The sequence below is a fragment of the Actinoplanes awajinensis subsp. mycoplanecinus genome, from assembly GCF_001509495.1.
GTDB lineage: Bacteria > Actinomycetota > Actinomycetes > Mycobacteriales > Micromonosporaceae > Actinoplanes > Actinoplanes palleronii.
The window spans coordinates 1-25,170 of the sequence record NZ_LLZH01000312.1 but is presented as its reverse complement, the minus strand read 5'-3'; the positions used below and the strand labels follow the sequence as shown (position 1 = coordinate 25,170).

The following is a 25,170-nucleotide window of genomic DNA, read 5'->3' as shown; positions in this document are numbered from 1 at the left end:
GCCGCTGCGCCGCGTCGACCTGTGCCGGCCGAGCAGCCGGACGCCGCACCTGCCCCTCGATCTCTTCCTCGTGCTGCGCGTACGTCATGGGACGCCTTCCCACTTGCGGTGAGGTGGTGTCGTCGCCGGGCGACCGTCTCCACGATGCCGCCTGTCACGGCCGGCCGTGAGAGGTGCAGGCCATCGACGACGGCTTCCGCGGGACGACCCTCACTTTGTCCCGGGACCACCGCCCCTGGTGGCGGGAGTGACCCAAGGGGTGTGCTGAAAGAACGGGAGCGATCCGGGGCCGGGCCGAGCACCTTGGAGAAGCATGAGCAACTACTCGCGTGAACCTGGGAAGGTGCTGGCTGCGAGCCAGCGAGAGCACTATGTCGGCCTGCACATCGAGCAGGGCGTCCCGCTGCTGGACCGCGATGTCAACCTCCTGCAGGACCTTCTCGCGTCGGCCCTGCAAGCTGTCCTGCACGACTATGTCGGCGACGGCACACACCTGCTCGGCGATGAGGCGTTTCGCATCCTGCCCATCCCGGAGGACGACACAGACGACATGGACGGGGCGCCCCAGGCCGACGCTGACAACGACTTCCTCATCTCGGACGGCGACCGAGTGCCGGGAAGCTTCCTAGCCGGCGGCCTCCGGCCGGTCATCAAGGAGAGCACGCGCTACAGCGCCCAGCTGCCCGAGCCGCCCCCACTGACCTCACCGCGGCGCGCAAGCCGCCGGGACCTGGTATATCTCGATGCCTGGCTCGACGAGGTGACCGCGGCGCAGGACGGGTCCCTGTTCAACGACGACGTCGGCATGCAAACGTCGGTTCGCCAGCGATGCGCGTGGACGGTCCAGGTGGTGGAGGGCGCGGAAGCGGAGGACGACGCCGAAGCGCAAGAGCCGGCGCTCCCGGCCGCGCCTGCCGGACATGTGCACACCCGCCTGGCCGTGCTGCGGCGGCGGCCGCAGGCGCCGCGGATCACCGAGATCGACGACCTGCGGCTGACCGGACTCAACCTGGGCGATCTGCTGCGGCGCCTTCGTCTCGGCTTCTCGCCGGGGTTCACCGCGGCCGGCTACCAGGTGCGACCCAGCGTCGGCGTCCCCGGCACAGCCTTGATCGTTTCCGGCCGGAACCTGGAGACGGCCAACGCGGCGTTCCTGACGCCCGTCGATACCGGGCTCGGCGGCTACGCCGACGTCAGCATCGGCGGACGCCCCGGCGAGGTCGTCGTCACGGTCCCGGACGGAACGTGGGGCGACTGTGTCATCTCGGTCGGCAACGATTACGGCGCTGCCACCACGGACGACCCGGTGACCGTGTTGCGCTGCGAAGCCCTGCCGGTCCCCGGGGACGACGACTACCGAAAGGTCTGTCCGGTGGCCGTCAACAATCGTCACCAGGTCGTCGGCAACAGCGTTGTCGGCGAGGTGACCCGCAGGCCGCTGCTCTGGGAGAAGAACGGCGAGGAATGGGAGGTCACGATCCTGCGCGATGTGGATGGCGCCAACCCCGGCTCGACGGTGGTCGCCCTCGATGACGCCGGCCACGCCATCGGCGCGAGCGCCGGACGTGCCGTCGTGTGGGACCTCGGCACTGGCGCGGCGCAGGCTACGCTGACCGCGGACGTTCTCGAGTGCACGGCGACGGTCATCACACCGGACGGCCGGTTCATCGCCGGCTATGGCGCGTACGAGGGAGAAGAGTCCGCCGTGCTGTGGCGTCGCCAGCGTGACAAGGAGGATTGGGAGTACATCGGATCCTTGAGCCACGGCGACACATCGGGCCCGGCGACCGTTCGTCCTCAGGCGGCTGCTGCGGGATTCATCGCCGGGAGCGTCACCGATGACCAGGGAACGCGGGCCGTCATCTGGTACTTCTTTGACGAGTGGCGGTTCCAGGACGTCTTTCCCGATCCGCAAAGGCGTCCGTCTAGCAGTTGGGCGACGGCCGTGAACGACGCCGGCGTGGTGGCCGGCGCCTTCACGAAAGACGACGAGACCTTCCTGTTCGCCTGGGATGCGAACACCGGCGAGTTCCTGATGACAGAGTCCTGCCTGCTGATGAGCGAACCCGGCGTCGAACCACGCGGGATTACGGCGAGCGGGCACGTCTTGGCCAACCTTCAGCCGGCCCGACCGGCGACCTCCCCACCGGGCTACCCGGTGCTCTGGAGCCGCCGCGACGGACAGGTTCTGCTCGTCGCACCCACCATCTTTGCAGAGGCGTACGCCACCAGTGACAGTGGCGAAGTGGTCGGCCGCTCATTCGAACAGGGAGAGGCCATTGTCTGGACGAAGCCGTGACTAGGGTCTGCCCCCCGGTTCGACGACGCACAGGTACCGAGTGTGAAGAGGCTGGAACGCGGCCAGGCGCGCCTCGACCTCGGCGGGATCCGCCGGCCGGTCGAGGTGGACACTGACGGTGTTGAGGTTGTGCGGCTGCCCGGCGCGAGCGTCGTGCAGGTAGTGGGTACGGTCGTCGAACCGTCCGAGCCGGGCCAGCGCCTCCCGGTTGCGCGTGTCCACCGTGCGCGACTGGTACCCGGTCCCGCCGCGCTGCGAACGCCAGGTCAGCAGCAGGCGCCCGTCCTGACCGACCGCCGCGGCGGGTTCCTTGTCGCTCAGGGGAGGGCCGGAGTCGCCGGCCGCCGGCCCGGTCGCAGCGAAAGCGGCGGTCCAACGGTCGTCGCGGGCCTTCGCCCGGCCCCACAGCCGCCAGTGCCCGTCGCGGTCGGAGTGCCAAAAGACCCAAAGCCGCCCGCTCCACGACACGATGGACGGGAACTCGTCGCGCTGTGCGCCCTCACCTTCCCCGAGACAACGCGGCGGATCCCACGACCCGCGGGCGGGATCGCAGACCTGCGCCCACAGAGCGCTGCCCGCACCGGTGTCGCCGCCGCGGTGCCACGCCAGCCAGAGCCGTCCGTCGTCGTCGCAGGCGGCGCTGGGCGCATGGTCGTGCCCGTCGCCGGGCATCCGCTGCGCCGGCGACCAACCGTGCTCGTCGAGACGCCGGGTCCATATGTCGCTGCGCCCGGACCGGCCGACTTCCCAGAAAATCCACAGCCGGCCGTCCTGGTCAACGGCGGCGGCCGGCCGGTGAGCCCGCGCGCCGGACGTCACCCGCACCGGCGGGGTCGCAGAGCCATCCTCCGTCCGGCACGCCCACAGGTCGCCGGCGTCACCGCGACCTACCGACCAGACTAGCCACAGCGTGCCGTCGGTCGCGGCCGCCGCCGGCTCCTGCTCCACGATGCCGGGGTCGCCAGCCGCGACCCCGGGGCCCGGCTCTGGCTCCGTGGCGCCCGGCCGCAGCAGCCAGAGCCGCCGCGTCCCGTCGCGATCGGAGTGGAAGTAGCGCCGGATGCCGGGCGGATCGCCGGGAACCCACGCCGTCGCCGGCCGCCCGTCGAAGCGCTCGGTGTGCAGGACCGGCCGGGCGGGCGTCCACGTGTCGGGCGCGATGACGTCCTGATCGGCGGGCTGCGGCGCTGCGGCGCGTTCCCACAGCTCCCACAGCGGAATCGGCTCGGGAGCGTTGGTCCGCAAGATCGTGGCGACGTGTTCCTTGATGCGGCAATCGCCGCCGGTGTACCGGTGGATCAGAGCCCGCACGGCGGTCGCGGTCGCGGTCTGCCGATACAGCGCGCTCGCCTGCGCGATGTCGTGCCGCTGGGTCAGCAACGAAGTGGTCTGGTCGGGCGTCCAGCCGACCCCCTCGGCGAGCAGGACAAGCGCTGGTGGAGGCGTCCGGTCGAGGTCCTGGCGCAGCCGCAACGCCTCGGCGCGGCCCTGCAGGTGGTTCAGCGTGGTCTCGAAGATCAGCAGGAACCGGCGCAGCTCGCCGTCGTGCCGGTCGGGCGCTGGTTCGTCGAGGCGTCGGTGCACCGCGGGCAGCAGCCGGTACAGGCGGCCCGCCCAGCCGTAGTCACCGGTGGCCGCCGCCCACGCCCGCAGGCCCGCCTGCACGGCGTCGCCGGCGTCGTCACGGTGCAACTCGTAATAGGTGAACTGCCCGGCCTCGGCGGCCAAATCGAGCAGGACAGCGGACCCTTGCCAGTCGCCGGTGTCGGCGTCGCGGCGCTCTGCGGCCTCGCAATAGATCGATGCCGGCAGTGGCTGCGGTGGCGGGCCGGGCAACCCCGTGCGCCGGCGCACCGGCCACCACGGCGGCCGCCCGGCCACCCGCAGCGGCCGACGCACGTGGTCGCGGGCGAAGGCGACGATGATTTCGTCGCCGCCACGAGGATGCCAGCGCCACTCGTTGGCCGTGTCCACGGCGGCCGCGCCGGCGCGCACGGTGAGCGTGCCCGCCAGATGGCCCGGGCCGTCATAGACGCGCAGCGTGTGGGAGACGTTCCAGCCGGGCGCCGGTCGATCGTCATAGTCGATCCGGTGGACCGGTGCGAGGCGGGTTTGCTGCCAGGTCCCGGCGTCGTCGCGGTGACCGACGATGAATTCATCCGGAGCGGCCGCGCCGGTCCCGCGCATCGTGACGGTTGCCGCCACGTCCGGCCGCTCCCCGTCGGCGCGGTAGGCCAGGTGCAGGGCGCGAATGCCGGGCGCCCGCGAGCCGGCGAGCTCGACCAGGGTCAGCAGGACGCCGGCACGGCCAGGACGCTCCTCAGGGAAGCTGCCGGCGCAGCGCCGCAGCCGGTGCGGCGGCCGTTGCCCGTCCGCCGGGTAAGACCAGGTCCACTGCAGATCGATTTGGTACGGTCGTGTGCTGGCCGCGGCCGTCAGCTCACCTAACATCGCCGCCTCCCGCCGGGTGCAGCTCGATGTCTCGCGGCGGATCGACGAGGGGTATCTCGTGCTCCTCGAAGGACAGTCGTCCGTCCTGCGGCAGGTCCGGCGCCGCCCGGTCGGCCCGCTGGAACCTGGTGACGTTGATGAAACTCAGACCGTCGACGCTCTCCGCCGCTTCGTAGATCTTGCTCAGATAGACTGTGTCACCGAAGCGCACCCGGTTGAAGGCGACCACGTCGGCGATGGCCCGCTCCAGGCGCTGCTGCACGTCGGCGAAGAACCGGTGCGGCTCGACGCCCCACGTCGCCTGAATCTGCACCGGCACGTAGGCCGGCGGCCGGAGCCGTAGCTGTACGGTCAGCAGGCGTTTGCCCTCGAGCCACTGGTGCAGGTCGTGCAGGAGCAGGTCGCTCGGTAGGCCGCCGCCGGCCGGGGCGACGAAGAGTTCGACGATGTTCGCCTCGACCGGTCGGGCGTATGCCTTGGCGATGCCGAAGCTGCAGGCGAGGTTCTCGTAGTCGGCGCCGGTGACGGCCCGGTTCGCGGTACGAAATAGCGCGGGAGCGCGGCGGGCGGCCTCGGCGGGTGTCTGTGCATCGACGCCGCCGGAGGCCGCGGTCTCGTTGAGGACGACCTCGACGCCGGGGATCGCGGGGTCGGGGCGCACGATCGAGTCGGCCGGCACGTTGCCATGGGCGCCGCCGCCGACGCGGTAGGAGACCGTGACGTGGTCGCCGCTGCGCGGAATCTGCCCGGTGCGGCCGTCGCCGAACTCTACCGACACGGTTCCCACGTCGCCGTGGGTGAGCTGGTAGTGCGTGTCGGCGGGGCCGCTGCCCAGCAGCGTGGTCTGACGCTTCCAGCTGGTTGGTTCGTCACCCCCGCCGCCGCCGGTGACCACGAGTTCGACCGACTCGGTGACCACCGGGCTGCGGTCGAGCGCGAAGCGCTGCCAGACCGACCCGTCGGAGATCCCGACGAGGTCGGTGCATTGCTCGACGCATTCCTGAACGGGCAGTGTGCCGTTCAGCCGATCCTCTCCGATGACGTTGTCCGGGCAGAATCGCCGGTAGCTGTTGCCCCGGTGCTCGACCAGCGGCAGGCTGCCGAGGTCGACGCGCTGCGCGGCGCCGAGATAGCGGAAGCGCACAGGATCGGCGGCGCCGGTGACGAACGTGGCCCCGGAGGGCACGTGGAGGGCGCCCGCCCGGTCCGCGCACAGCAGCGTGAGGTCCGCCGAGGCGGGCTGAGCCGGCGTCGGCTCATAGCCGATCAGGCGCAGCAGATGGCGCAGGCTCTGGGGCTCGGTCGCCGTCGCCAGGTAACTCTCCGCGGCGATGCGGTCCTGGTAGTAGGTCAGGATGTCGCCGGCATAGGCGAACAGCTCCACCAACAGGGTGCCGAGATCGCCGGGCGAGTGGTCGGTCCACGCGGGCAGCAATTCGGCGGCGAGGTCGAGCATCGCCGTACGCAGCGCCTCGTAATCTTTGTCGGTGGCGTCGACGGCCACCGGAGACATAGTGCCGGTCATGGGCTTCCTCCTGCGGACAAGGCAACGGGCACGGTCAGGGTCCGTTGCTCGGCGCTACCGGACGGGGCATAGGTGAACAGGATCAGGAGCAGGTCGTCGCGACGCTCGAGGTCGATCGCAACGACCCGGATGCGTGGCTCCCACTGCTGCACGGCAAGCAGCCGCTGGCGCAGCAGGGCGCGCAGAGCCTCGTCGTCCGGTTCCTGCAGCAGCTCATGCAGGCCGGACCCGATGTCACGCCGCATCGGCCGCTCACCGACGCGGGTCAGTAAGAGATGAACGATGTTCTCCTCGATCTTGTCCGTGCCGGCGCTGACGGCGATCCGCCCGTCGACAACCCGGAAGGGGACCGAGACTCCGAAGACCGTGTCACTCATCGCAACTCTCCCGTCAAGCTCGACGGTGGGTGGGAAAGGGCCTCCTTGCCGAGGGCACCGGCCACGTTGTCCCGCAGGACCGTGATATCGGCGCCAGCATCGGTGGCCCAGTCCTGCAGCGCCGACGCGAGGGAGGTCAACGCGTTCAGCCAGCCCCAGAACGTCTCGTCCTGCTCGCTGGAGGAGTAGGTCTGTGCGCGCTCGGCCGTGTTCTCGGAAAGGAACTGGTCGAGCAGGCCGTCAGCGATGGCACGGCTGACCTTCTGCCAGCTGACGACGGACTGCTCGATGATGTTCTTCGCGGTCTCCGGCTCCACCTTGCTCCTCTTCAGCGTGTCCTCGAGCGAAGGCTTCAGCTGCGCAACGAGCGCGTCACAGATGGCTAGGGCGAGGCGATCGCGGTTTAGTGCCATGGCGATCACTTGGCCCTTGCCCGCGACAGCGCCGTGCCGGCGGCGTCGCCCTGCGCGCACTTCACCACGTCGGCGGGAGACAGTGCCGCCGGGCCCATCGCCGTGGCATGCAGATGGTTCTTGAAGATGTCCAGCAATCCGTCCAAGGCTACGAGGTGATCGTTGATGGTCACCTGGGCGGCGGCGACGGTGATCACGTTGGTGCCGTCGGTGATGCTCACGCCGTCCGGGGAGACGGAGATCTCGGCCTTACCGGCTGTGAGGACGATGCTCTGTGTCGTGCCGTCGTTCTGCACGACGATCCGAGCCTCGTCACCGGCCGCCAGCCGGACCTCTGCCTTACCGTCGCCGGAGTCGCCGTCCTGACCCCGTGCGGCATGGACTTCGATTCGCTGTTTCGCCAGGACCACGCGATTACCACGGGCGTCGAGCACGGTGACCGCTCCGGGTTCCTTTCCGTCGCCGGTGGCGTCCTCCAATTGCACGACATGGCCCGCGGCGGTGCGCAGCAACTTCTGGTTCGCCGTCGGGGCTTCACCGTCGACGGTGCGCGGCGTCGCGTCGGTCGCGTACCAGACACCCGACCACACCGCCTCGTCGAGGCGCCCGGCGACGAATTCCACCCACACCGGCTGACCCGGCTCCGGCACCCAGAACAACCCGGGCGGCAGGCACGGCCGTGCGGTGACCTGCAGGGCACGCCGGCCCGATCCCTGCGGCTCGTCCTCGAGCAGGCCGCCGACCTCGATGACCACCGCGCCGCGGTGCGCCCCGCCGGTGGTTTCGTTGTGCAGCACGCGACCCGGGTACTTGCCGTAGTAGCGGCGGACGCCGTCGTCACTGGTCACCCCGTCCATCTGTTCACCTCCGCAAGACGAACTCGGTGCGGTAGCCCGCGCTGTCCATCACGTGCCGGACCCGCGAGACGAGCCAGATGCCGGAGAAACGGGCGCCCGCCCCCTCGACGTTCACCGTGGTCAGCGGCCGCAGCCGTGGCTCACCGACGGTGCTGCCGCTGGCGCGCATGCCGCCGCAGAATCGCGCGGAGCGATTGCGGACCCGGCTGGTCAGAGCGTCGGCGGGGGCGAAAGGCTCTGCGGCGGCCACGTCATCGACACCTAGGTCGGCGAGCAGTTGCCCCGCGGCGCCGGGCGCCTCCGGCAGCATCTGCTCCACCAGCGTCGCCTGCTCCGGAGAGTGCCGGAGCAACGTCACCCAGCCGGTGTCGACCCGCGCGGGCGCGGCAACGGCCGCCGGCGCCGGCTCGCGCACCTGCACGAACCGGGCCTGCTCGCCGTCCATGGCCCCCTGCTCCACCGGAAGCCGTACCTGCGCGATGTCGCAGCGTGCCTGGAAACCGGTGACCAGGAGGCCGCCGTCGCCAGCCAGCACCAGAGTCGTCACCGGCGGGTCGAGCCCCAGGCGGGCCTCGGCGACCAGGCCGAGCCGCTCATCCTGCGGGCCGAGCAGCAGGGTGAGCAGGCAGGCGTGCTCGGCCGCTATCCGGAGTACGAACGCCAGGTCCGTCTCGTCCTGTTGGCGAATACCCGGCCCGCCGAACCGGACGTCCGCGGTCACATCGGCGGCGAGGACGCCGAGACCGTGATCACGGGCGATGCGCGCGACGAGTTCGGTCAGCGTCACGTCCGACCACAGCCGGCTGCGCGGCCGCAACCCCAGCCGCATCCGGGCGTCGTCGGCGTACAGCGTGAGCTCAGCGATCCGGCCCGGTGCGAACATCTCCTCCACCCGATGGACACGTCCGCGAAAAACCGCCATGTGCGCGACGGCGGTGCCGAGCTCCACCTCGACGGCGACGCCTTCGGGTAGCGCCGCCGCGAGGGCGACGAACGGGTCGGACAGGCGCAGGGCGCAGCGGCTCGGACGAGCCTCGTCCTCCTCGACCTCCACCGCCGTCACCAGCGCGGACAGGTCGGCAACGCCCGCGCCGCCGCGCACGCCCACCCGGTAGTACTGGTTGTCGGCCAGCATGGCGTCCCCTTACTCCCGCGATATCGCACCCACCGCGGCCAGCGGCGGTATGCGCACGACGTCGCCGGGCCGCCAATCCCACGGTGGGCGTCCGGCGTTGGCGTCGGCGATCAGCCACCACAGCTGCGATTGGCCGTAATAAGCCCATGCCAGGTGCTCGAACGTCTCGTCGCCGACCAGGACGTGTGCCACGGTCAGCGCCCGATCGACCACCGGCCCGGGACGTGTCGTCAGGCTCGGGCGGCTGTCCACCATGACGGTGTCGCAGCCGGCGTAACGAGATCGGGGTCCTACGGGCATGATGAACCTCCTCACCACGGCGGCAGGCCTGCGGCGCCGAGCGCGGCGAGGGCCTCGCGGTGCTGAACGTCGAGGCGGTGCAGCGCGTCGGTGGCCTCCTCCACGACGATCAGGGTGACCACCACCTCGGCTCGCACCGGTGCCAGACGGCTGTTGAACTGCTGCTCGGTGATCTGCAGCCCGGTGACCCAGCAGTGCAGCAGCCGCGTGCCGAAGCCGAACAGGCACAGGGGTGGTTCGCCGATGCTTTGTCCGGGGCTGCGCCGGGCCGCGACCGCCCACGCGTCCTCTCGGGGATACAGGAATGAACGCAGCACCGCCAGGTCGGTGGACACGCCGTTGTCGGTCGGGCCAGGCACGGTGCGGTTGTGTCCCTTTTCCAGGCCGTGCAGATGCAGCGTGAAGGTGATGGTGCGGTCGCCGCCGCCGACGTAGACCTTTCCCGGCGCGCGGATTCCGGCGCCAGGATGGGCGTCCGTGTAGCTGACCGCCTTGTCATCGCGGAGCGACTCAGGGTTGTAGTCGAAGCGGACCACCAGCGGCGGGAGCATGTCGATGCTCATCAGGAAGCCTCGTAGTGTCTGTCGTTCCTGCATGCTGTCCTCCTTCGCACGCTGCCCGGTCTACCGGGGCCGGCCGCGGCGGAATCGCTCGTCGTGCCCCAGATCGGCCAGGCGCTCGCGCAGCTCGCGTACGGTTCGGTCGTCGAGTGGATCCGGGAGCCGATCCGCTGGTCGCCGGTGATCGGCGGGCGCCGGGATCGGCTCCGGGCTCGGCGCGAGGATCGATTCCGGGCGCGGCGCCGGGATCGGCTCTGGGCGCGTTGCACGTGGCGGGGACGGCTGTGGCGGTGGGTGGGCGGCCGGAAACGCCGCCGGCGAGCCGGCCGGAAGCAGGCTCCGCGCGGCGAAGCCGGACCTCCAACGCTCGGCGCCGGCCCGGTCCGGCTCCGCCGCGGCAAACACCGGCGGCGGCCGCAGACCGGACCGCTCGGACGTGGGCCCGTGCCTTCCGCGGGCCACCGGGGTGCGGACGTCGCCGTCGCGAGCATGGTCACGCGGGGGAGCGGTCGTCATCCCGGCGGCTGCCAGCCGGGCGAACAGCACCGTGCCCGGCCGCTCGGGCGTGTCCGGATGCGCGCCGTTGCCGGGGTCCTCGCGAGGGGCCGGACCGGCACGGTTTCCCTGAACGGCTGCAGGCGGAGGCGCGCCGTGCCGCTCGTCCGCGCGCCACGATTCTGGTGCGGAGCGATGGACGGGGTACAGCCGACCTTGATCCCCGCCGCGGCCGTCCCGAACCGGCACGATCCTCAACGGAAGGCCGGTATCCAACGATGGCTCGACCGCGGCCGGCCGCTCAAGCCCGAGGGCGGTCGGCCGGTCTCCGGTGGCGGCGTCGGACCGGTCGCGCCCCGCGACGGTCGCTGCCGTGGTGTCGTCCTGAGATGTCCTGGCCGCCGACATCCCGACGTGGGCTGCCGTGCTCCATGACGCTGTGGCGGGGCGATCGCCGCCGAGCGCGCGGGTTGCCGGCGGCGTCCTTTCGCGGCCGATTCCGTCCGGTGGCGCCGTTGGCGTCCTGCCGTCAGCGGCCGGCGCCGTCCAGCCCGGCGGCTCGGAGGGCTCGGGACCTCCCGCGGCAGCAAGCCGACGCTGGTGGCCGCGATCGCGGCCGCCGTCCTCGGTGGCCGCGGCGCGCGGTGGCCGCGCTCCGGAGGGGGACCAGCCGTGCTGCGGTGTGCGCCAGGCGAAGCTCAGGCCGAGGGTGAAGACACGCGGACGGGCGGCGTGGCCGGCCAGCGTGGCCAGCGGTGAGAAGATACCGGCCGGCGGGGTCGGACGAGGCAGCCGCAGCGACACCGACAACTCCGCGAAGTCGCTGCGCCGAGCCGTGCTCTCGGCTGTGCCCATCATGGACTCCCCTGATGAGTCCAGCCGTGCGCGAGCGCCCGGTTCTCCTCATCGATGCGGGCGGCCAGCATCCGCACGTACGCGCGGCGTTCGCCCACCTCCATCGCCATCGCCTCGGCCCAGGACCAGTGCAGGTGGTAGGCCAGGTAGAAGACCTCTCGCCGGAGCAACGCGTCGCCTCCTAGCCGTTGGGAAAAAAATCCGAGACGTCGAGCGTGTGAGCCGCGGTCTGCCCGCACCCGAGGCACGGAACCTGCCGCTGCCACCGCACGCCGGGCCCACCGCGCAGCGCGCCCACCAGCCGGGCCCGGTCCCCGACTGTCAGCTCACGCAATACCTTGCTGCCGAACGCGTCGAGGTCGGCACGAGACAGCGAGCCGAACGTCTCGATGCAGCGCAGCATCAGCGCGTCCTGTGCCTGCGCGCGGCCGTTGGGCAGCGCCAAGGAGACGAACGCCTCGTCGCTGCCGCGCGGCAGTCGCAGCACGACGGTGGTGTGCCGGTTGCCGTGCCGGTCCAGGTATCCGTCCTCGAGCTCGACGCGCGGCGCCGGCACCGGGGCGTCGAGAGCCAGCCGGTCGACCGGCAGGCTCGCCAAGTCTTCCTCGACGACTGTCTCGACGCCGCATCGCGGGCATGGGTAGCCGGCCGAGAGCCCGTCGCCGTAGCTGATCCGCCGCAGCTCCAGCAGCAGATAGTCCCGATCGGCCACGAACAGCCGCTCGATGATCGCACGGTCGGGCCGCTCCACATCCCCGAGCCGCAAGGTGCAGGCGGCCAGCAGTTCGGTCACCAGCCGAACGCCGTCGAGCGTCTCGTCGCCGAGCAGCGCCTCTTCGTAACCGCACATCTTGCGCAGCTCGGCGTCACGGCGGCGGGCGTCACCGGCCGGCACGCCGACCGGCAGATCGACGGCGAAGCTCCGCGGCCGCGAACCTGCCGGGGCGGGAATCGTGCTCATTGCTCCCCCCGTCGTCATACCCGGTGCATGCGTTCGACGGCCAGCACGATGGTCTGTTTGAGCAGGCCCGGCGCGCCGGCGTCGAGGTCGCTGAACTTCGACGACTTGACCCATGCGCCCTCGAACTGCCAGCGCTGTACCTCCGCGCCCGCGCGTTTCACGACGACCGACCCGTCCCGGCGTGCGCGAGAACCCTCGCCGGTGCCGTCCAGCTTGAACATCTGTTCCCACCAGGCCCGGAACGTGCGATCGCCGGCGCCGCCGTCGAGGTGCCGCTCGAGAGTCAGGTCGGAGAACTTGACGATCCCTGAGTTGATCTTGTGAGTGATGTTCGAGCCTCCGTCGGGTTGGTCGATGCTTTCCACCTCACCCTCGCTCAACCCGGTCACCTTGGTGATGCCCGGGCTCTCGATCCCCTGGATCTCCACGACGAACTCGTGAGTCCTATAGGCCTCGGTGAATCCCACGTCCGGCATGGCCCATCTCCCTTCTCGCCTTGTGTCGAATCAGCTCTCGGTGGCGCTGCCACCACCTTCCTGCTGGCCGACGGTGATCACGACGGTCTCCGCGGGCCGAGACGGATAGAAGTAGACCTCTACCGTCAGACGGCCCTGCTGGACGTCGGCCGGGGGATTGTTCTCGGCGTCGCACTTCACGTCGAAAACCTGCTCCGGAGTTCCGGGGCCGAAAGCGCCGCGGCGCCACAGCCCCATGAGGAACGGACGGACCGTGTTGTGCTCCACTCGGCGCCAGAGCGCTTCGGTGATCGGCTCCTGCACCGTCCAGCGCAAACCGGTCCTCAACGAGGACTTCACGAAGTTGAACAGCAGGCGCACGCTGACATAGCGCCACAGGGTGTTCGTGCTCAACGTGCGCGAGCTGTCGATGACGATGCCCAGGCCGGGCAGATAGCGGATGGCGTTGAGGCTGGCGTTGGTCACAAGATCCGTATGGTCGACGTCGCTTAGCTCGGCCGCGACGCCCAGGGCTCCGACGATCTGGGCGGCATTGCCGGCCGGGGCCTTCCAGACGCCGCGCTCGCGCTCAGTGCGCGCATACACCCCGAGCACGTGCCCGTCCGGCGGAATTGGCATCGGCTCACCGCTGCCCGGGTCCGCCACCATGATCCACGGGAAGTAGAGCGCGCCGTACACCTTGTCAGCCCGCTGCTCCTGTGCGAAGGCACGCGCCGCCGTGGCGTCGTCACCGGCCGCGGAGTGCCCGACGAACATCCGGTCCCCCTGCGTCGCGCAGTGCGCCAGGCCCGCCGCGATCACCTGCGAGTCATCGGACTCGGGGCAGCACAGAAGCTGGATCGGCACCGTGGCGAATCGGTCCATCGCATTCTTGTACGCGGCGGCGGTCCGGCCTGTGGCGAAGGCGTCGTCCGCGCCTTGGTCCAGGTCGAGGGAGACGGGAGCGGGCGGCACGGGTACGGTCACGCCTGCGGTCGAGGCCACGGTGATGAAGCGGGAACCGGACGACGAATTGTTGAGGACGCGCTCGATCCAGCGCCGATCCGCGGGGTCGGGGCTGAGCGCGGGCCACGTCTCGACCGCCGCATACGCCTCGCTGTCGCTTGGCGGCATGCCGGGGCGCAGGCGCTGCACCTCGAGATCGAGCAGCTCAGGGCCCGCCTTCGCCGGCCCGATGATGACGCGCAGCGCGGAGCCCCATTTTCCCGGGTCGGCGGCGCCGCGATAGCCTGCGCGGACCGTCAGCACGGTCTGCCCGTCCAGCGTCCACGCCCGCCAGGAAGGCCTGGCCACCTGGGTGCCGTCGGTGCCGTCGGAGCCGGCATGCGAGACGAAGCCGAACCGTTGCTGCGCATCCTGCACCTGAAGGGTGTGCGTGCTGCCTGGCGTGGGGTGGGCGATCACGACGCGGCCATCGTCGGCGAAGACGCTCAAGTCGGTGTGGTCCAGCGCTCTCGAGAACACCTCGACGGCTTCCGCGGCGTCCACTCGTGCCAGGTCGCCGACGTTGTCCTTCGCTTTCGCGACCGGGGACAGGCCGAGCGTGGCCGCCGCGGTCCCGCCGGACGCCAGCTCGGCCGTCTTGCCGCGCCTGTCGGTGCGCAGGTGCAGGCCACGCGCATCGGTCCAGGCCTGGATGCCGGGCAGATCGCGGTTGAGTGCGGCGGCCACGGCCTCCACGGTGACGGCGGCGAGGTCCCCGAAATGCTCCGCAGTGAATCGGTACGTCAGGTCGCGTCCATTGACTGTCAAGTCCAGTGTCTGGTCCTGGCCCTCCGACGGGGACCGCAGGTCGAACGGACCGGCACCGCCGTCGAGCACTGCCGGTGTGCCGGTGAACAGCACCTTGACGCTGGTGCGCAGTTGCTCGGCGCTGACGGTCACCTCCGTGCTGTCCCCGAGGTCCCACGGCCCTTTGGCCGAGTCGACGTGCGCGGCGACGGCGGCGGGGATCTCGTTGGTGACGCGGGTGATCCACGCTGTGGAGCCGCCGTTGTCGAAAAAGCCCCGCACGGCGTAGGCGCCATACGCGCCGGGCACGTAGCCGCCGAATTGTTCTTGGAACTGCCGCCAGCTAGTCACCATGACCGGCTGATCCCGCAGAACGCCACGCTGGGTACGGACGATGAAACCCGCCACCGAGGTAGGCGCAGGCTCGATGCTGGGCACCGCACGCCCGTCGGTCTCGATGACGTTGATACCCAGGTTCAGACTCATGGGACAACCTCCTCAGCGGAGAAGTGTTCCGAAACCGGCGGATAGCGAACGTCGCCGCCGACGGAAAGGTGATCCAGGCTGGCCACGGTGGGGACGGGCTCACCTGGCTCGTTGACGAACACGGCAAGCGTCACCACGTACACCAGGACCGGCCGGGGCCGCTGCTCCAGCGCCGACCAGAACTCCGGCCGGGTCGCCACACCGTCGCGGCCCAGGTTTCCGGTGGGAGAGTGCAGCGGCTGATGGACGAGCGCGCCGGCCAAGGCGTCTCGCGGAAATTCCCGATGACGTAAGAGGACGCGTACGACCTGGCTCAGGAGGCGATGCTCGTCGAGCGTGCCGTCTTCGGCGCGGCTCCACGCGGTTACCGCGTAGGTGCAGTCGAGGTGCGCCGGCGGCTCACGCCAGGTCGCCAGCTGTCCGTCGCCGGATCTCTGCAGCAGTGGTTCAGCCGTGCGCAGATCCAGGTTCTCGGCAACCGCGTGCAGATAGCAGTTGACAGTCAGGTCGTCGGCAAGGCGCTGAAGCCAGGCGCGGTCGGGCAGCTCGAACGTGATCGCCGCGTGGGACAGTTCCGGTCCGGCCGCCGGCCCGTGCAGGAGCGTCGCGATGGTCGTATCCAGGTCCTTGATCACAGGTTTCTCGCGATCAGTGAAAGGTATGGCGTGGTGGGCGGCTCGCTACGGAGCTCGCGCTGCGCTTGTGTCGGCGGAAGGTCTCGTCTGCTCTTGCCGTATCGACTGGCCTGGCTGGGCCGGCTCGCTCGCGTGGAGGTAGACCCCGTACGTCACGCCGCCGTAGACGATGGTCCCGATCGCGGCCTCCGTCACCACATCCAAGAGCTCTACATAACCATTCTCGATGGGGAAACGAATACCTGCTGGGAGCCCGCGGATTCCAAATTCGTGCAACTGGGCGTAGCTTTCGGCGATTGCCTCCTCCAGATATCGCAGCAGACTCGAACCCGTCTTCGGTTGCCCGGCCGTGAGATCAAAATTTGGAATTCCGTACAGCCTTGATCTGACCTCCGCGCGGAAATTCTGCAGGAAACGGAGTTTCGGAGAAAGGATCGAATGGACAATTTCATGGTTCTTTACAAGGTTCACGTCCGTCGCCGTGCCTTGGCTCGAATATACGACGTTGCCAAGGGGGTCGGTTTCGCCGCGGCCCGCCGCCATCGTTGGATCGGAACGTATCGTCGGCTTGTAGAAAAGCTTCCCGATGCTGCTGGACGGCGCCTTCGCGGGAGTTACTGGGTGGCTCGGTGCCGGCGGTTTCGAGCCCCGGAACCAGGAGGACACCTTCGCGGCCAGATCCGACAGGAAACGCGTCCGATCCGGTGTCTCCTGGCTCGCCGCGCCGGCGACGGCCTTCTCCTGCGGTGCGCCGGTGTGCGCCGGCGAGCCCGCGTTCGCCGGCTGGCGGGCAGCGCCGCGAGTGGCCATCGCGCCGACCGAGCTTATCGCCGCCCCCAGGCCCAGCACGGTGCCGAAGGCCCCAGCCTTCGCTCGGTAGATCTCGTCGTCGATCCGCTGCAACTCGGCCTCGGCGAACTCCGCCGGAACGCGCAGGCCCACGATGTAGTGGAGCATATCCTTGTTGCGCCTAACCCATTTCTCCTGCAACTCCTTCGCCAGGCCGGTGTCCCCATTTGCTTGCTGAAGCCAGAATGCGAGGTCCTCCGGGTAGAGACGGTAGAAACGCACTGCTCGATAGTCGCCGCCGGTGCCGACATCCACGATCTGCTGAGCCTGCCATCCCTGCGGCCACGTATAAGGCACCACATACACTCCCGGCCCGACCTTGCGATTCTGAATGTCGCCGAGGAGCGCCGTTGGCACCCAAGGGCGGTCGATGGGTGTGCCGGCCGCATGGATCACCCCGTGTGCCGGATTGGAGCGGGGCTTCGCGGCAGCCTCGGACGGCGTAGCAGGTTTACGGGGCGTCACCCCGGTCGATGACGGCAGGCTCGCCTGAAATGCGGGCGGCACCAGCGCCGCCGAGGACTCCTCGGGCTGTTCGGGAACATCTGCCTCCGCCACGACCGGCAGCAGCGTCGGCCCCTGGTGCCGCCGAAGGTCTTCTTCCGTTTCTTGATACACGGTCTCGGCCATGATCAGACCCCCACCGGATCGCCGGTGGACAGCCGCGCGACCTCGTCCTGCCAAGGGCCGAAGTCGGCCGGCGGCGGCACCCGGTGCCGTTTCTGGTATTCCCGTACGACCGATCTCACCAACAGCGGCATGGTGACCACGGCGCCGTCGGCTGCGGCCAGTGATGCGGCGTGCAACGCGGCGTTGCGAATGTCTCCACCGGTGAGCTCGAAGTGTTGTGCGGCGAAGTCAAGGTCGAGGTCGCGAGCGGGCACAGTGGCCGGGAGCGCCAGCTGCCACAGCTTTCTCCGCAGGTGTGCATCGGGCGGCGGGAAGTCGACGGCGAACTGCAGGCGCCGCAGGAACGCCGGATCCAGGTTCGTGGCGAGGTTCGTAGCCAGGATCGTGACTCCGTCGACGGTGTCCATGAGCTGAAGCAGGTAGGCGACTTCCGTGTTGGCGTACCGGTCGTGGGCGTCCTTGATCTCCGACCGGCGACCGAAGAGCGCATCCGCTTCGTCGAAGAGCAGCACCGCATTCGCCGAATCGGCAGCGCTGAACACGCGCCGCAGGTTCTTCTCGGTCTCACCGATCCATTTGGAGATCACCGTGGCGAGGTCGATCACATACAGGTCGATGCCGAGGTCGGCGGCGAGCACTTCGGCAGCCGTCGTCTTGCCCGTGCCGGAGCCTCCGGTGAACAGCGCGGTGACGCCGCGGGCTCGTACCCGCCGACTCAGTCCCCACTCGTCGAGGACCAGCCGCCTGCCCCGGGCCGCAGCCGCGAGTTCCTGCAGTTGCGTCCGGACCGGAGCAGGAACCACCAGGTCGGGCCAGCCGGCGGCTGGTGTGATCCGCCGGCCCACCGTATCCAGGTTGTGCGCCGACCCGGATGCGGCGGCGGCGCGCAGGGTCGTGAGGGTGCGGTCTTGCGGGTGCAATCGGCGCTGGACGGCCGCGCGTTCAGCGGCGTTGGCCAGCTGCGCGGGGTCGAGCACAAAGGTGGCCGCGAGGTCGCGAACGGTGCGGGCGTCCGCCGGGATGGCGGCGGCATCCAGCGCCGAGCGCCACAACCGGAACCGAACGGCCGTGGTCGCAGGCTCAAGATCGATACATACGGCAAGCGGCGGCCGCGGCAGGGAGGGGCCGGCGCGGCGAACAAGTACGGTAGGCACACTCGGCGCCTCGGCGAGCCGGCTCAGCATGACGTCCGGGACCTCTGCGGACGGCCCCGGCTCGCCACTGATCAACACGAGAATGGCCTGGCACGCCCGAGCGTCACGGCTTACGACGGCTGCAATCTCCTCGGGCCGGAGCGGATCGTTGATCGCGCATGCCAGGTCGAGGGAGATGCGTGGCCGGCCGGTGAGGTCGCTGAGCGCGGCCAGCGCCTCGTCGAGGGCCGCACCGCGGGGCGCGTTGATCTGTATCACCGGCCGCTTGCCGGGTTCGGTGGCCGACCAGAGCGCGGCCGCACGGCGCAGGGTGTCGACCGCTGCGGAATCGAGCGCTTCCAGGTCGGTCGTTGCTGGTGGATCCAACCAGGCACAGCCTGAGAGCGCGGTGTCGAGGTCCGCCTGCCCGGTGGCGAGTTGGTGGACGATGTTCTCCGGCATGCGCAGCGGGCGGAACGGGAAAGGACCGGCGCCGTCGGCGCGCACCAGCCCGGAGCGTCGAAGGCGCGCGTGCGGGTCCAGGCGGTCGCGCAGCTCCCATTCCTCGTCGCCGTCCGCGGCGAGTAGTCGCTGCGCGAGCTCGAGAGAGGCGGCCCGGCGTGCGGGGTCGCCGAGCACGACGCCGTAGAGGTAGCCGAATCGCGAGTCGAGTTCGGGTGCGGCGGCGACGACGAGCAGATCGCGCTCCCGCTCGTCGAGGGCGAACGTCGCGGCCAACTGGCCGAGGCCGTCCGCCGGGTCGGCGGCGGGCACACCGAGGCTGGTCCGATGTACGTCGTCGGCCCGGATCAGAAGCGCCTGCCGGCTCAGCGGAGCGTCCAGTTCGCCGGTCAGTTGTGCCAGGAGCTGTCGCCGCAGGTCTTCCTCGATGCATGCCGGGCCGGCGTCGGGCTGGCCTGTACGCGTTATCTCGGCGGCCACGCGCAGTTGCAGCCAGGCCAGCTCTCGGTGGAGCGCGGAAGGCATGGGGCTCAACGACGTCTCCCTACCGGTCGGGTCGGCGCCCGGCGCCGGTCGATCGCGGCGCCGGGGCCGAGTGCACAATTGCTACTGCGGCGCCTTGGTGCCGTGCACCGCGAGCCGGGTCACATCTTCGCCCAGGGCCCGGGTGCCCTGTTCCAGGTCGGTAAGCCGCGCTTCTATGCGGGCCACCTCGCTCGGTGCAGGAGCGGGAGGAATCGCCGCGCGGGCGACGGTGTGCTTGGCAAACTCCTGCGACTCCGGGACCAGGTAGCCGACGACCGCGGTGACGATAACAGTGGACGCGGTCACGAAAGTGGCCAGGTCTTCCGCGCTCAAACTCTTCCAGAACGTGTGAGCGGCAACGGTCCAGAACAGGGTAGAAATGGCGATCGCAAGCGTCGAAGCGGCGACCTTGTTTGCTGGCGGACCACTGAAGATCTTGGATTTGTTCATGGGTTCCACCTCCTGACGCAATCGAGGCATTCACCATTAGTCAACAAATGCGGAGCCTCTCGAACAAGAGGCATTGGGCCCGCCAACATGCTCGCCCAAACGGGACGAATCATCCCGAGGCGCGGGACTTCGGCCCCGGTTCCGGCTCAGGCTCACCACTGCGGACGCGGCGCTTGGCGGTGCCCCGGCACAAGCGCTGGAATCATGACCAGCACCACGAGTGCCTCGAGGGGCGCTCAGCCGTTTTAGAAACCCCAGCGTGGCCGCCGTCAGCCGCCCGGCCGTTCGGTGAACCGGTCGCTCGGTGCCTGGGCGTGCCGGGGTGCCGTTGGCCCGTGACAGGATCTGCGTGATCGGCCGGTGTGATACCCCGATTCCTGGGCCGGCGTTCTCCTGCTGGTCGCTGTCAAAGCCGCGTGACTACCTGATCGATGCGCCGGATTCTCGATCTCTACGACCAGCCGCCCGTCGGCGGCAGGGTCGTCTGCGCCGACAAGTTTCAGACCGCTCAACCTGCAGCCGAGGCCGAGGCCGGGGCTGGGGCCGGGGCCGGGGCCGAGGAAAGCCTGGAGACCGCTGGGCAAGCCCGTCCGGCTCCTTGCGGCTCCGGGCTGACCTGGAATCGAAGCGGAGTTCGCTACGCTGCGCCACCTCGCGCTCAACGGCACCGACCACCCACACGCATGCCGAGCAGGAGTTCATGCGGGCACAGGTCTGGTAGGTGGGACACCAGCGCAGGGTGCGGGTGAGCGCGGCGAGCACCCCGGCTTCGGCGAGCGGCACCGCCGCGTCGATCACGGATGTCCAGGTGGTGGTTGTCCAAGCTAGGTGTTGGCGCCGCGGGCGGCTACCGGCCAGCGGTCCGTCAGCTCGCCGGCGGAGACCACGAACAGTTCGTCGGCGAGGTTGACGGTGGCGCAGACGTGGTTGGGGACCACCTGCACGGTGTCGCCGAGTTTCGGGAGGGGAGCGCCATCAGGGAAGATGACCGTGGCGTGGTGCTCCGAAAGAGCCACGATCCGGGCGTCCAAGTGGTCCAGCAGCCGGCCGGCACCGGTCGCCCAGGACTGCTGGTCGGCGCCGAGGACCTTGCTGCCCGCGTCCAGGATGATCCGCGGACCATTTCGGCTGACGACTGTGGACGTGACGGTCAGCGCCACCGAATCCCAGCCGCACGAGCCGAGTTCGGCCTGCTGGGCGTCGCCGAAGACATACACGCCGGGGCGTAGCTCGGTGAGCGGGCCCGCGGTGGTCAGCGCGGCGGTCGGGGTGGAGCCGCCGCTGCGGACGCCCGCGTCCAGGCCGGCGGCGCGGACCACGGCGGCCGCGGTGGTCAGGGCGGTCGCCTCGTCGTCGGCGGCGCGCTGCTGGCGACCCGGGCCGTAGGCGTGACCCGGGAACGTGAAGACCCCGCGTACGAGTAAACCGGTCTTGTCGGCAGCGACCGCGAGGTCGGCAGCGGCCTCGGGTGCCACGCCGCTGCGATGATGTCCGCTATCGACCTCCACCAGCACCTGCAACCCGGGGACCGCGCGGGCCAGGGCTTCCGCGCTCGTCGCGGAATCGACGCCAACCTTCAGGTCCGCTCGGCTCGCGAGATCCCGCAGGCGCGCGGTGAGCTGGGCCGATGGCCAGATGGGGTACGCGATGAACAGGTCGGTCAGTCCCGCGTCGGCGAAGATCTCGGCCTCCCGCACGGTGGCCACGGTCAATCCACCCGCGCCGAGCTCGACCTGCCGGCGGGCGATCTGCACGCACTTGTGCGTCTTGGCGTGCGGGCGCAGCGTGAGCCCGAGCGTGGCGGCGTGACCGGCCATCGCGCGCAGGTTGCGATCGAGCACGTCGGCGTCGACGGTGACGTAGGGCGTGGGCAGATCCGCGAGCAAGGCCGCCTCCTGAGTGGTTGTCAGATACTGATCATGTCGCGACAGCGGTGAGCGGGTTCGGGTCGCCGGGACGGGTGATCGGGGCGAGCAGCATGCCGGCGATGGCGTCGCAGAGGAAGTCGCCGACCGAGGCCCAGCGCGGGTCCTGCCCGTCGCGCTCGGCGCGGGTCTCCACCTCGGCCGCGGCGGTCACCATGATCCGGGTGATCAGGCTGGCCCGGGCGGTCACCACGGCACGGTCCAGGTGCTCGAGGCGGGCGCAGAGCGACTGCCGGATCAGCATGGTGGCCGATGCCGCGTCGGTGGTCTCGGCCACCAGCGCGCGGATGCCGGGGTCGTTCAGGGCCTGGCTGAGGAACCGGGCGCGCCAGGACGGCCGGGGCAGCTGATCGAGAACGGTCATGGTCGGCATGACCAGGCTGCGGATGTCGCCGAGCACCGAGTCGGAGTACGCGAACATCGCGGCGCGCGGCGCGTCCAACTCGGTGGTGTGCCGCAGCAGCAGCGCGCGCAGTAGCCCGTCACGGCCGCCGAAGTAGTACCGCACCGCGGAGTGGTTGGTGTTGCCGGCCTCGTCGGCGACCCGGCGGTCGGAGACCTGCGCGATGCCGGCCAGGGCGAAGAGCCGTTCCGCCGCGTCGAGCAGGGCGGTCCGGGCGGGTTCGGCGGGGTTCATCCGTTCTCCTTGGTCCTCTCCCTGGAAAGTGTAAGTCACGTGACTTACGATGCCCCCGGAAAGCGAGGTAGCGATGAAAACAGTAATGGTGACCGCGCCGGGGCAGACCGCCGTGGTGGACGTCCCGGAACCCGCCGTCGGCCCGGCCGACGTGCTGGTCCGGATCCGCGCCTGCGGCATCTGCGGCTCCGACGGCCTCTACATCGCGGTCGGCGGCATCCCACCCCGGCAGGGCGCCACCCCGCTCGGCCACGAGCCGGCCGGCGAGGTCGCGCAGGTCGGCGCGGCGGTGACCGGGATCGCGGTCGGTGACCACGTGGTGCTCAACCCGATGGCCTCCTCCGACGGCATCATCGGCAGCGGCGGCGCGCAGGGCGGGCTCTCCGACTTCGTGCTGATCAGGGACGCCGAGGTGGGCCGTCACCTGGTCACCGTGCCGAAGCACATCCCGTTCGAGGTGGCCGCGCTCAACGAACCGATGGCGGTCGCCTCGCACGCGGTGAACCGGCTCGAACCGCAGGCCGGGCAGACCGCTGTCGTGTTCGGCGCCGGCCCGATCGGGCTGGGTGCGACGATCGTCCTCAAACTGCGCGGTATCACGCACGTGGTGGTCGTGGACGTGGTCGCGAACCGGCTGGCCAAGGCGCTGCGGGTCGGCGCGGACGCGGTGATCAACTCGGCCGAGGAGGACGTCGCCGAGCGGCTGCGTGAGCTGCACGGCGAGGCGCCCCGGCACTTCAGCCGCGGCGGCAAGCCCGGCACCGATCTGTACCTGGACGCGGCCGGGGTGCCGGCGGTGATCGAGACGGTGCTGGCCACGGCGAAGCACGGTGCGCGGCTCAGCGTCGTCGCCGTGCACAAGAAGCCGATCAGCGTGGACTTCGGCGCGCTGCTGACCAGCGAGCTGACCATCGCGTTCGCGATGGGCTATCCGACCGAGATCTTCGAGGTCACCGAGGATCTCGTGGCGCACTGGGAGCGCTACGCGCTGATCGTCAGCGACCCGGTGCCGTTCACGGAGGTGCAGCGGGCCCTGGAGTTGGCCGCCACGCCCGGCGCGGCGGACAAAGTCGTTGTCACCTTCCCGGCCGCCTGAGTCGTCACCTTCCCGGTCTTGTGAAAGGACCGGTCTTCTGAGAGGCATCACCATGTCCGCAAGTGCTCTTCTCGTCATGGACGTGCAGCGCGCCGTCGTCGCCCGCTACCCCGACCCGGACTACCTCCCGCGCCTGCGCTCCACGATCGACGCCGCCCGTGGCGCCGGCGTCCCGGTGATCTACGTGAGCGTCGGGTTCCGCCCCGGTGGCCCGGAGATCAGCCCGCGTAACCGGATGTTCGGCCGGCTCGCCGGCGCGCCCGCCCACCCCGCCGCCGAGGAGGGGATGCAGGTCCACCCGGACGTCGTGCCCGAGCCCGGCGACATCGTCGTGGTCAAGCGCCGGGTCAGCGGGTTCGCCGGCAGCGACCTGGAGATGGTGCTGCGGGCCGGCGGTTTCGACAACCTGGTGCTCACCGGCATCGCGACCAGTGGCGTGGTGCTGTCGACCCTGCGGCAGGCCGCCGACCTGGACTTCGGGCTCACCGTGCTCGCCGACGGCTGCCTGGACAGCGATGCGGAGGTGCACCGGGTGCTGACCGAGAAGGTCTTCCCGATGCAGGCCGACGTGGTGACCTCGGCCGAGTGGGTCGCCGGGCTCTGAAGCGCCGAACCCTGAAACGCCGAACCCTGAAACGCCGGCTCTGACCGGCGATCACCGGCGCCGCCTCCGCGGCGCCGGTGATCCATAAGCGTCTCTCTCTTGACATCGGATCCTCCTGCGCCGATAACTAACGTACTGGTTCGTACAAAGTGCGGGAGGCTGGCTGGTGGCCCGGGACGATCGATTTCTGGTGGGCCTGATCGGGAGCGGCATCGGCTCCTCGATGAGCCCGGCGCTGCACGAGCGCGAGGCGGATCGGCAGGGTCTGCGCTACTTCTACCAGCTCATCGACCTGGACTCCCGGGCCGGAGACATCGGTGAGCTGCTCAGCGCAGCCCGCCGCCTCGGCTTCCGGGGGCTCAACATCACCCACCCGGCCAAGCAGGACGTCGTCCAGCACCTCGACGTCCTCGCCCCGGAGGCCGCCGAGCTCGGCGCCGTGAACACGGTGCTGTTCGAGCCCGGCCGGACCATCGGGCACAACACCGATCGGTACGGCTTCGCCACCGGCCTGGCCCGAGCCCTGCCCGGCGTCAGCACCGAACGGGTCGTGCTGCTCGGCGCCGGTGGTGCCGGAGCGGCGGTGGCCTCCGCCCTGGCCGCCGCGGGCACCCGGTGGCTGATCGTCGCCGACGTCGACCCGGACCGGGCCGGCCGCCTGGCCCGGACCATGGCCGTCCACCCCGGTACGACGGTCGAGCCGGTACCCCTGCACGCGGTGCCGGACCGGCTCGCCACCGCCGACGGCCTGGTCAACGCCACCCCGATCGGCATGGAAGGCCATCCCGGCACCCCGATCGATCCCGGTCACCTGCACCCGGGCCTGTGGGTCGCCGACGTCATCTACCGGCCGTTGCTGACCCCGCTGATCCGGGCGGCCAAGGAACGCGGCTGCCGGATCGCCGACGGCGGCGGCATGGTCGTCCACCAGGCGGCCGCATCGTTCCAGCTCTTCACCGGCCGCCGCCCGGACGAGGAGCGGATGTTCACCGACTTCCGCCAGCTCGCGGACCTCTCGCAGATGTGAAGCACACCGCCGTTCCCGACCGCTCGCAGGTCCTTCGTTTGATTGAGGTGAGACGCCATGAAACGCCCTTCCGTCCTTGCCCTTGCCGTTGTCGTCCTCGCTGCCGGGTGCAGCGCGCCCGGCGCCGACGAGAAGTCCACCGGCGACGGCACCGGCCCCATCAAGATCGCTGTAGTCGACGCGCAGAGCGGGCAGCTCAGCTCGCTGGGCGCCTGGGAGCTCAAGGGCGCCCGGCTGGCCGTCGACGAGTGGAACGCCGCGGGTGGCATCAACGGC

24 protein-coding genes are annotated in these 25,170 nt (G+C 70.2%); 5 read left to right on the top strand and 19 right to left on the bottom strand.

What is annotated here, in order from left to right:
- Positions 1-313 precede the first annotated feature (313 nt).
- Positions 314-2,299: a hypothetical protein gene (locus ADL15_RS40380; protein ID WP_157441912.1), complete on the top strand. Its 1,986-nt coding sequence runs from the start codon at positions 314-316 to the stop codon at positions 2,297-2,299.
- Here the strand turns inward: ADL15_RS40380 and ADL15_RS40375 are convergent, their stop codons facing one another.
- The 19 genes from ADL15_RS40375 to ADL15_RS40295 all read right to left on the bottom strand — a co-directional run bounded on the left by ADL15_RS40375 (position 2,300) and on the right by ADL15_RS40295 (position 22,167).
- A complete protein-coding gene (locus ADL15_RS40375; RefSeq protein WP_067703352.1) occupies positions 2,300-4,750 on the bottom strand; it encodes a phage tail protein in 2,451 nt (816 codons plus the stop codon).
- Entirely contained in the window at positions 4,740-6,254 is a 1,515-nt protein-coding gene (locus ADL15_RS40370) for a putative baseplate assembly protein (protein WP_067703349.1), read from the bottom strand. Before ADL15_RS40370 ends, ADL15_RS40375 begins: the two co-directional genes overlap by 11 nt.
- Before the next feature lie 17 nt (positions 6,255-6,271).
- Positions 6,272-6,652, bottom strand: a complete 381-nt coding sequence (locus ADL15_RS40365) for a GPW/gp25 family protein (RefSeq protein ID WP_067703346.1) — start codon at positions 6,650-6,652, stop codon at positions 6,272-6,274.
- Positions 6,649-7,074 carry a hypothetical protein gene (locus ADL15_RS40360; RefSeq protein WP_157441911.1) on the bottom strand — a complete coding sequence of 142 codons (426 nt, stop codon included), beginning with the start codon at positions 7,072-7,074 and terminating at the stop codon, positions 6,649-6,651. The genes ADL15_RS40365 and ADL15_RS40360 overlap by 4 nt, the downstream gene beginning before the upstream one ends.
- A complete protein-coding gene (locus tag ADL15_RS40355; RefSeq protein ID WP_067703330.1) occupies positions 7,071-7,922 on the bottom strand; it encodes a hypothetical protein in 852 nt (283 codons plus the stop codon). Before ADL15_RS40355 ends, ADL15_RS40360 begins: the two co-directional genes overlap by 4 nt.
- A 4-nt stretch (positions 7,923-7,926) precedes the next feature.
- Positions 7,927-9,057: a phage late control D family protein gene (locus ADL15_RS40350; RefSeq protein ID WP_067703326.1), complete on the bottom strand. Its 1,131-nt coding sequence runs from the start codon at positions 9,055-9,057 to the stop codon at positions 7,927-7,929.
- 9 nt (positions 9,058-9,066) lie between these two features.
- On the bottom strand, positions 9,067-9,357 hold the full coding sequence (locus ADL15_RS40345) for a hypothetical protein (protein WP_157441910.1): 291 nt from the start codon (positions 9,355-9,357) through the stop codon (positions 9,067-9,069).
- A gap of 11 nt (positions 9,358-9,368) precedes the next feature.
- Positions 9,369-9,953 carry a CIS tube protein gene (locus ADL15_RS40340; RefSeq protein ID WP_198171223.1) on the bottom strand — a complete coding sequence of 195 codons (585 nt, stop codon included), beginning with the start codon at positions 9,951-9,953 and terminating at the stop codon, positions 9,369-9,371.
- Positions 9,954-9,980: 27 nt separating this feature from the next.
- The gene (locus tag ADL15_RS53585; protein ID WP_157441909.1) at positions 9,981-11,216 is read right to left on the bottom strand and encodes a hypothetical protein; all 1,236 of its coding nucleotides are present in this window, start codon (positions 11,214-11,216) and stop codon (positions 9,981-9,983) included.
- A gap of 50 nt (positions 11,217-11,266) precedes the next feature.
- The gene (locus ADL15_RS54690) at positions 11,267-11,437 is read right to left on the bottom strand and encodes a hypothetical protein (protein ID WP_198171222.1); all 171 of its coding nucleotides are present in this window, start codon (positions 11,435-11,437) and stop codon (positions 11,267-11,269) included.
- An 11-nt stretch (positions 11,438-11,448) separates the two neighbouring features.
- Positions 11,449-12,228 (bottom strand): T4 family baseplate hub assembly chaperone, encoded by a 780-nt coding sequence (locus tag ADL15_RS40335; RefSeq protein WP_067703317.1) that lies wholly within the window; start codon positions 12,226-12,228, stop codon positions 11,449-11,451.
- 14 nt (positions 12,229-12,242) lie between these two features.
- Entirely contained in the window at positions 12,243-12,704 is a 462-nt protein-coding gene (locus ADL15_RS40330; protein WP_067703313.1) for a phage tail protein, read from the bottom strand.
- Positions 12,705-12,734: 30 nt separating this feature from the next.
- Positions 12,735-14,921 (bottom strand): phage tail sheath family protein, encoded by a 2,187-nt coding sequence (locus ADL15_RS40325; RefSeq protein WP_067703310.1) that lies wholly within the window; start codon positions 14,919-14,921, stop codon positions 12,735-12,737.
- Positions 14,918-15,556, bottom strand: a complete 639-nt coding sequence (locus tag ADL15_RS40320) for a DUF4255 domain-containing protein (protein WP_067703307.1) — start codon at positions 15,554-15,556, stop codon at positions 14,918-14,920. Before ADL15_RS40320 ends, ADL15_RS40325 begins: the two co-directional genes overlap by 4 nt.
- Positions 15,557-15,601: 45 nt before the next feature.
- Positions 15,602-17,035, bottom strand: coding sequence for a hypothetical protein (locus ADL15_RS40315; RefSeq protein WP_067703302.1), 1,434 nt, complete (start codon positions 17,033-17,035; stop codon positions 15,602-15,604).
- 2 nt (positions 17,036-17,037) lie between these two features.
- The gene (locus tag ADL15_RS40310) at positions 17,038-19,155 is read right to left on the bottom strand and encodes an ATP-binding protein (RefSeq protein WP_067703299.1); all 2,118 of its coding nucleotides are present in this window, start codon (positions 19,153-19,155) and stop codon (positions 17,038-17,040) included.
- Positions 19,156-19,236: 81 nt separating this feature from the next.
- A complete protein-coding gene (locus ADL15_RS40305; RefSeq protein WP_067703296.1) occupies positions 19,237-19,605 on the bottom strand; it encodes a hypothetical protein in 369 nt (122 codons plus the stop codon).
- Between the two features lie 824 nt (positions 19,606-20,429).
- Positions 20,430-21,491 carry an alanine racemase gene (locus tag ADL15_RS40300; RefSeq protein WP_067703293.1) on the bottom strand — a complete coding sequence of 354 codons (1,062 nt, stop codon included), beginning with the start codon at positions 21,489-21,491 and terminating at the stop codon, positions 20,430-20,432.
- Positions 21,492-21,522: 31 nt separating this feature from the next.
- The gene (locus ADL15_RS40295) at positions 21,523-22,167 is read right to left on the bottom strand and encodes a TetR/AcrR family transcriptional regulator (RefSeq protein WP_067703291.1); all 645 of its coding nucleotides are present in this window, start codon (positions 22,165-22,167) and stop codon (positions 21,523-21,525) included.
- A 73-nt stretch (positions 22,168-22,240) separates the two neighbouring features.
- Between ADL15_RS40295 and ADL15_RS40290 the strand changes: the two genes are divergently transcribed.
- The 4 genes from ADL15_RS40290 to ADL15_RS40275 all read left to right on the top strand — a co-directional run.
- Positions 22,241-23,263: a zinc-dependent alcohol dehydrogenase gene (locus ADL15_RS40290; protein WP_067703288.1), complete on the top strand. Its 1,023-nt coding sequence runs from the start codon at positions 22,241-22,243 to the stop codon at positions 23,261-23,263.
- A 52-nt stretch (positions 23,264-23,315) separates the two neighbouring features.
- Entirely contained in the window at positions 23,316-23,867 is a 552-nt protein-coding gene (locus tag ADL15_RS40285; RefSeq protein WP_067703282.1) for a cysteine hydrolase family protein, read from the top strand.
- A 166-nt stretch (positions 23,868-24,033) separates the two neighbouring features.
- On the top strand, positions 24,034-24,894 hold the full coding sequence (locus ADL15_RS40280; RefSeq protein WP_067703277.1) for a shikimate dehydrogenase: 861 nt from the start codon (positions 24,034-24,036) through the stop codon (positions 24,892-24,894).
- A gap of 57 nt (positions 24,895-24,951) precedes the next feature.
- The coding region (locus ADL15_RS40275) for an ABC transporter substrate-binding protein (RefSeq protein WP_157441907.1) at positions 24,952-25,170 on the top strand (219 nt) is incomplete at its 3' end.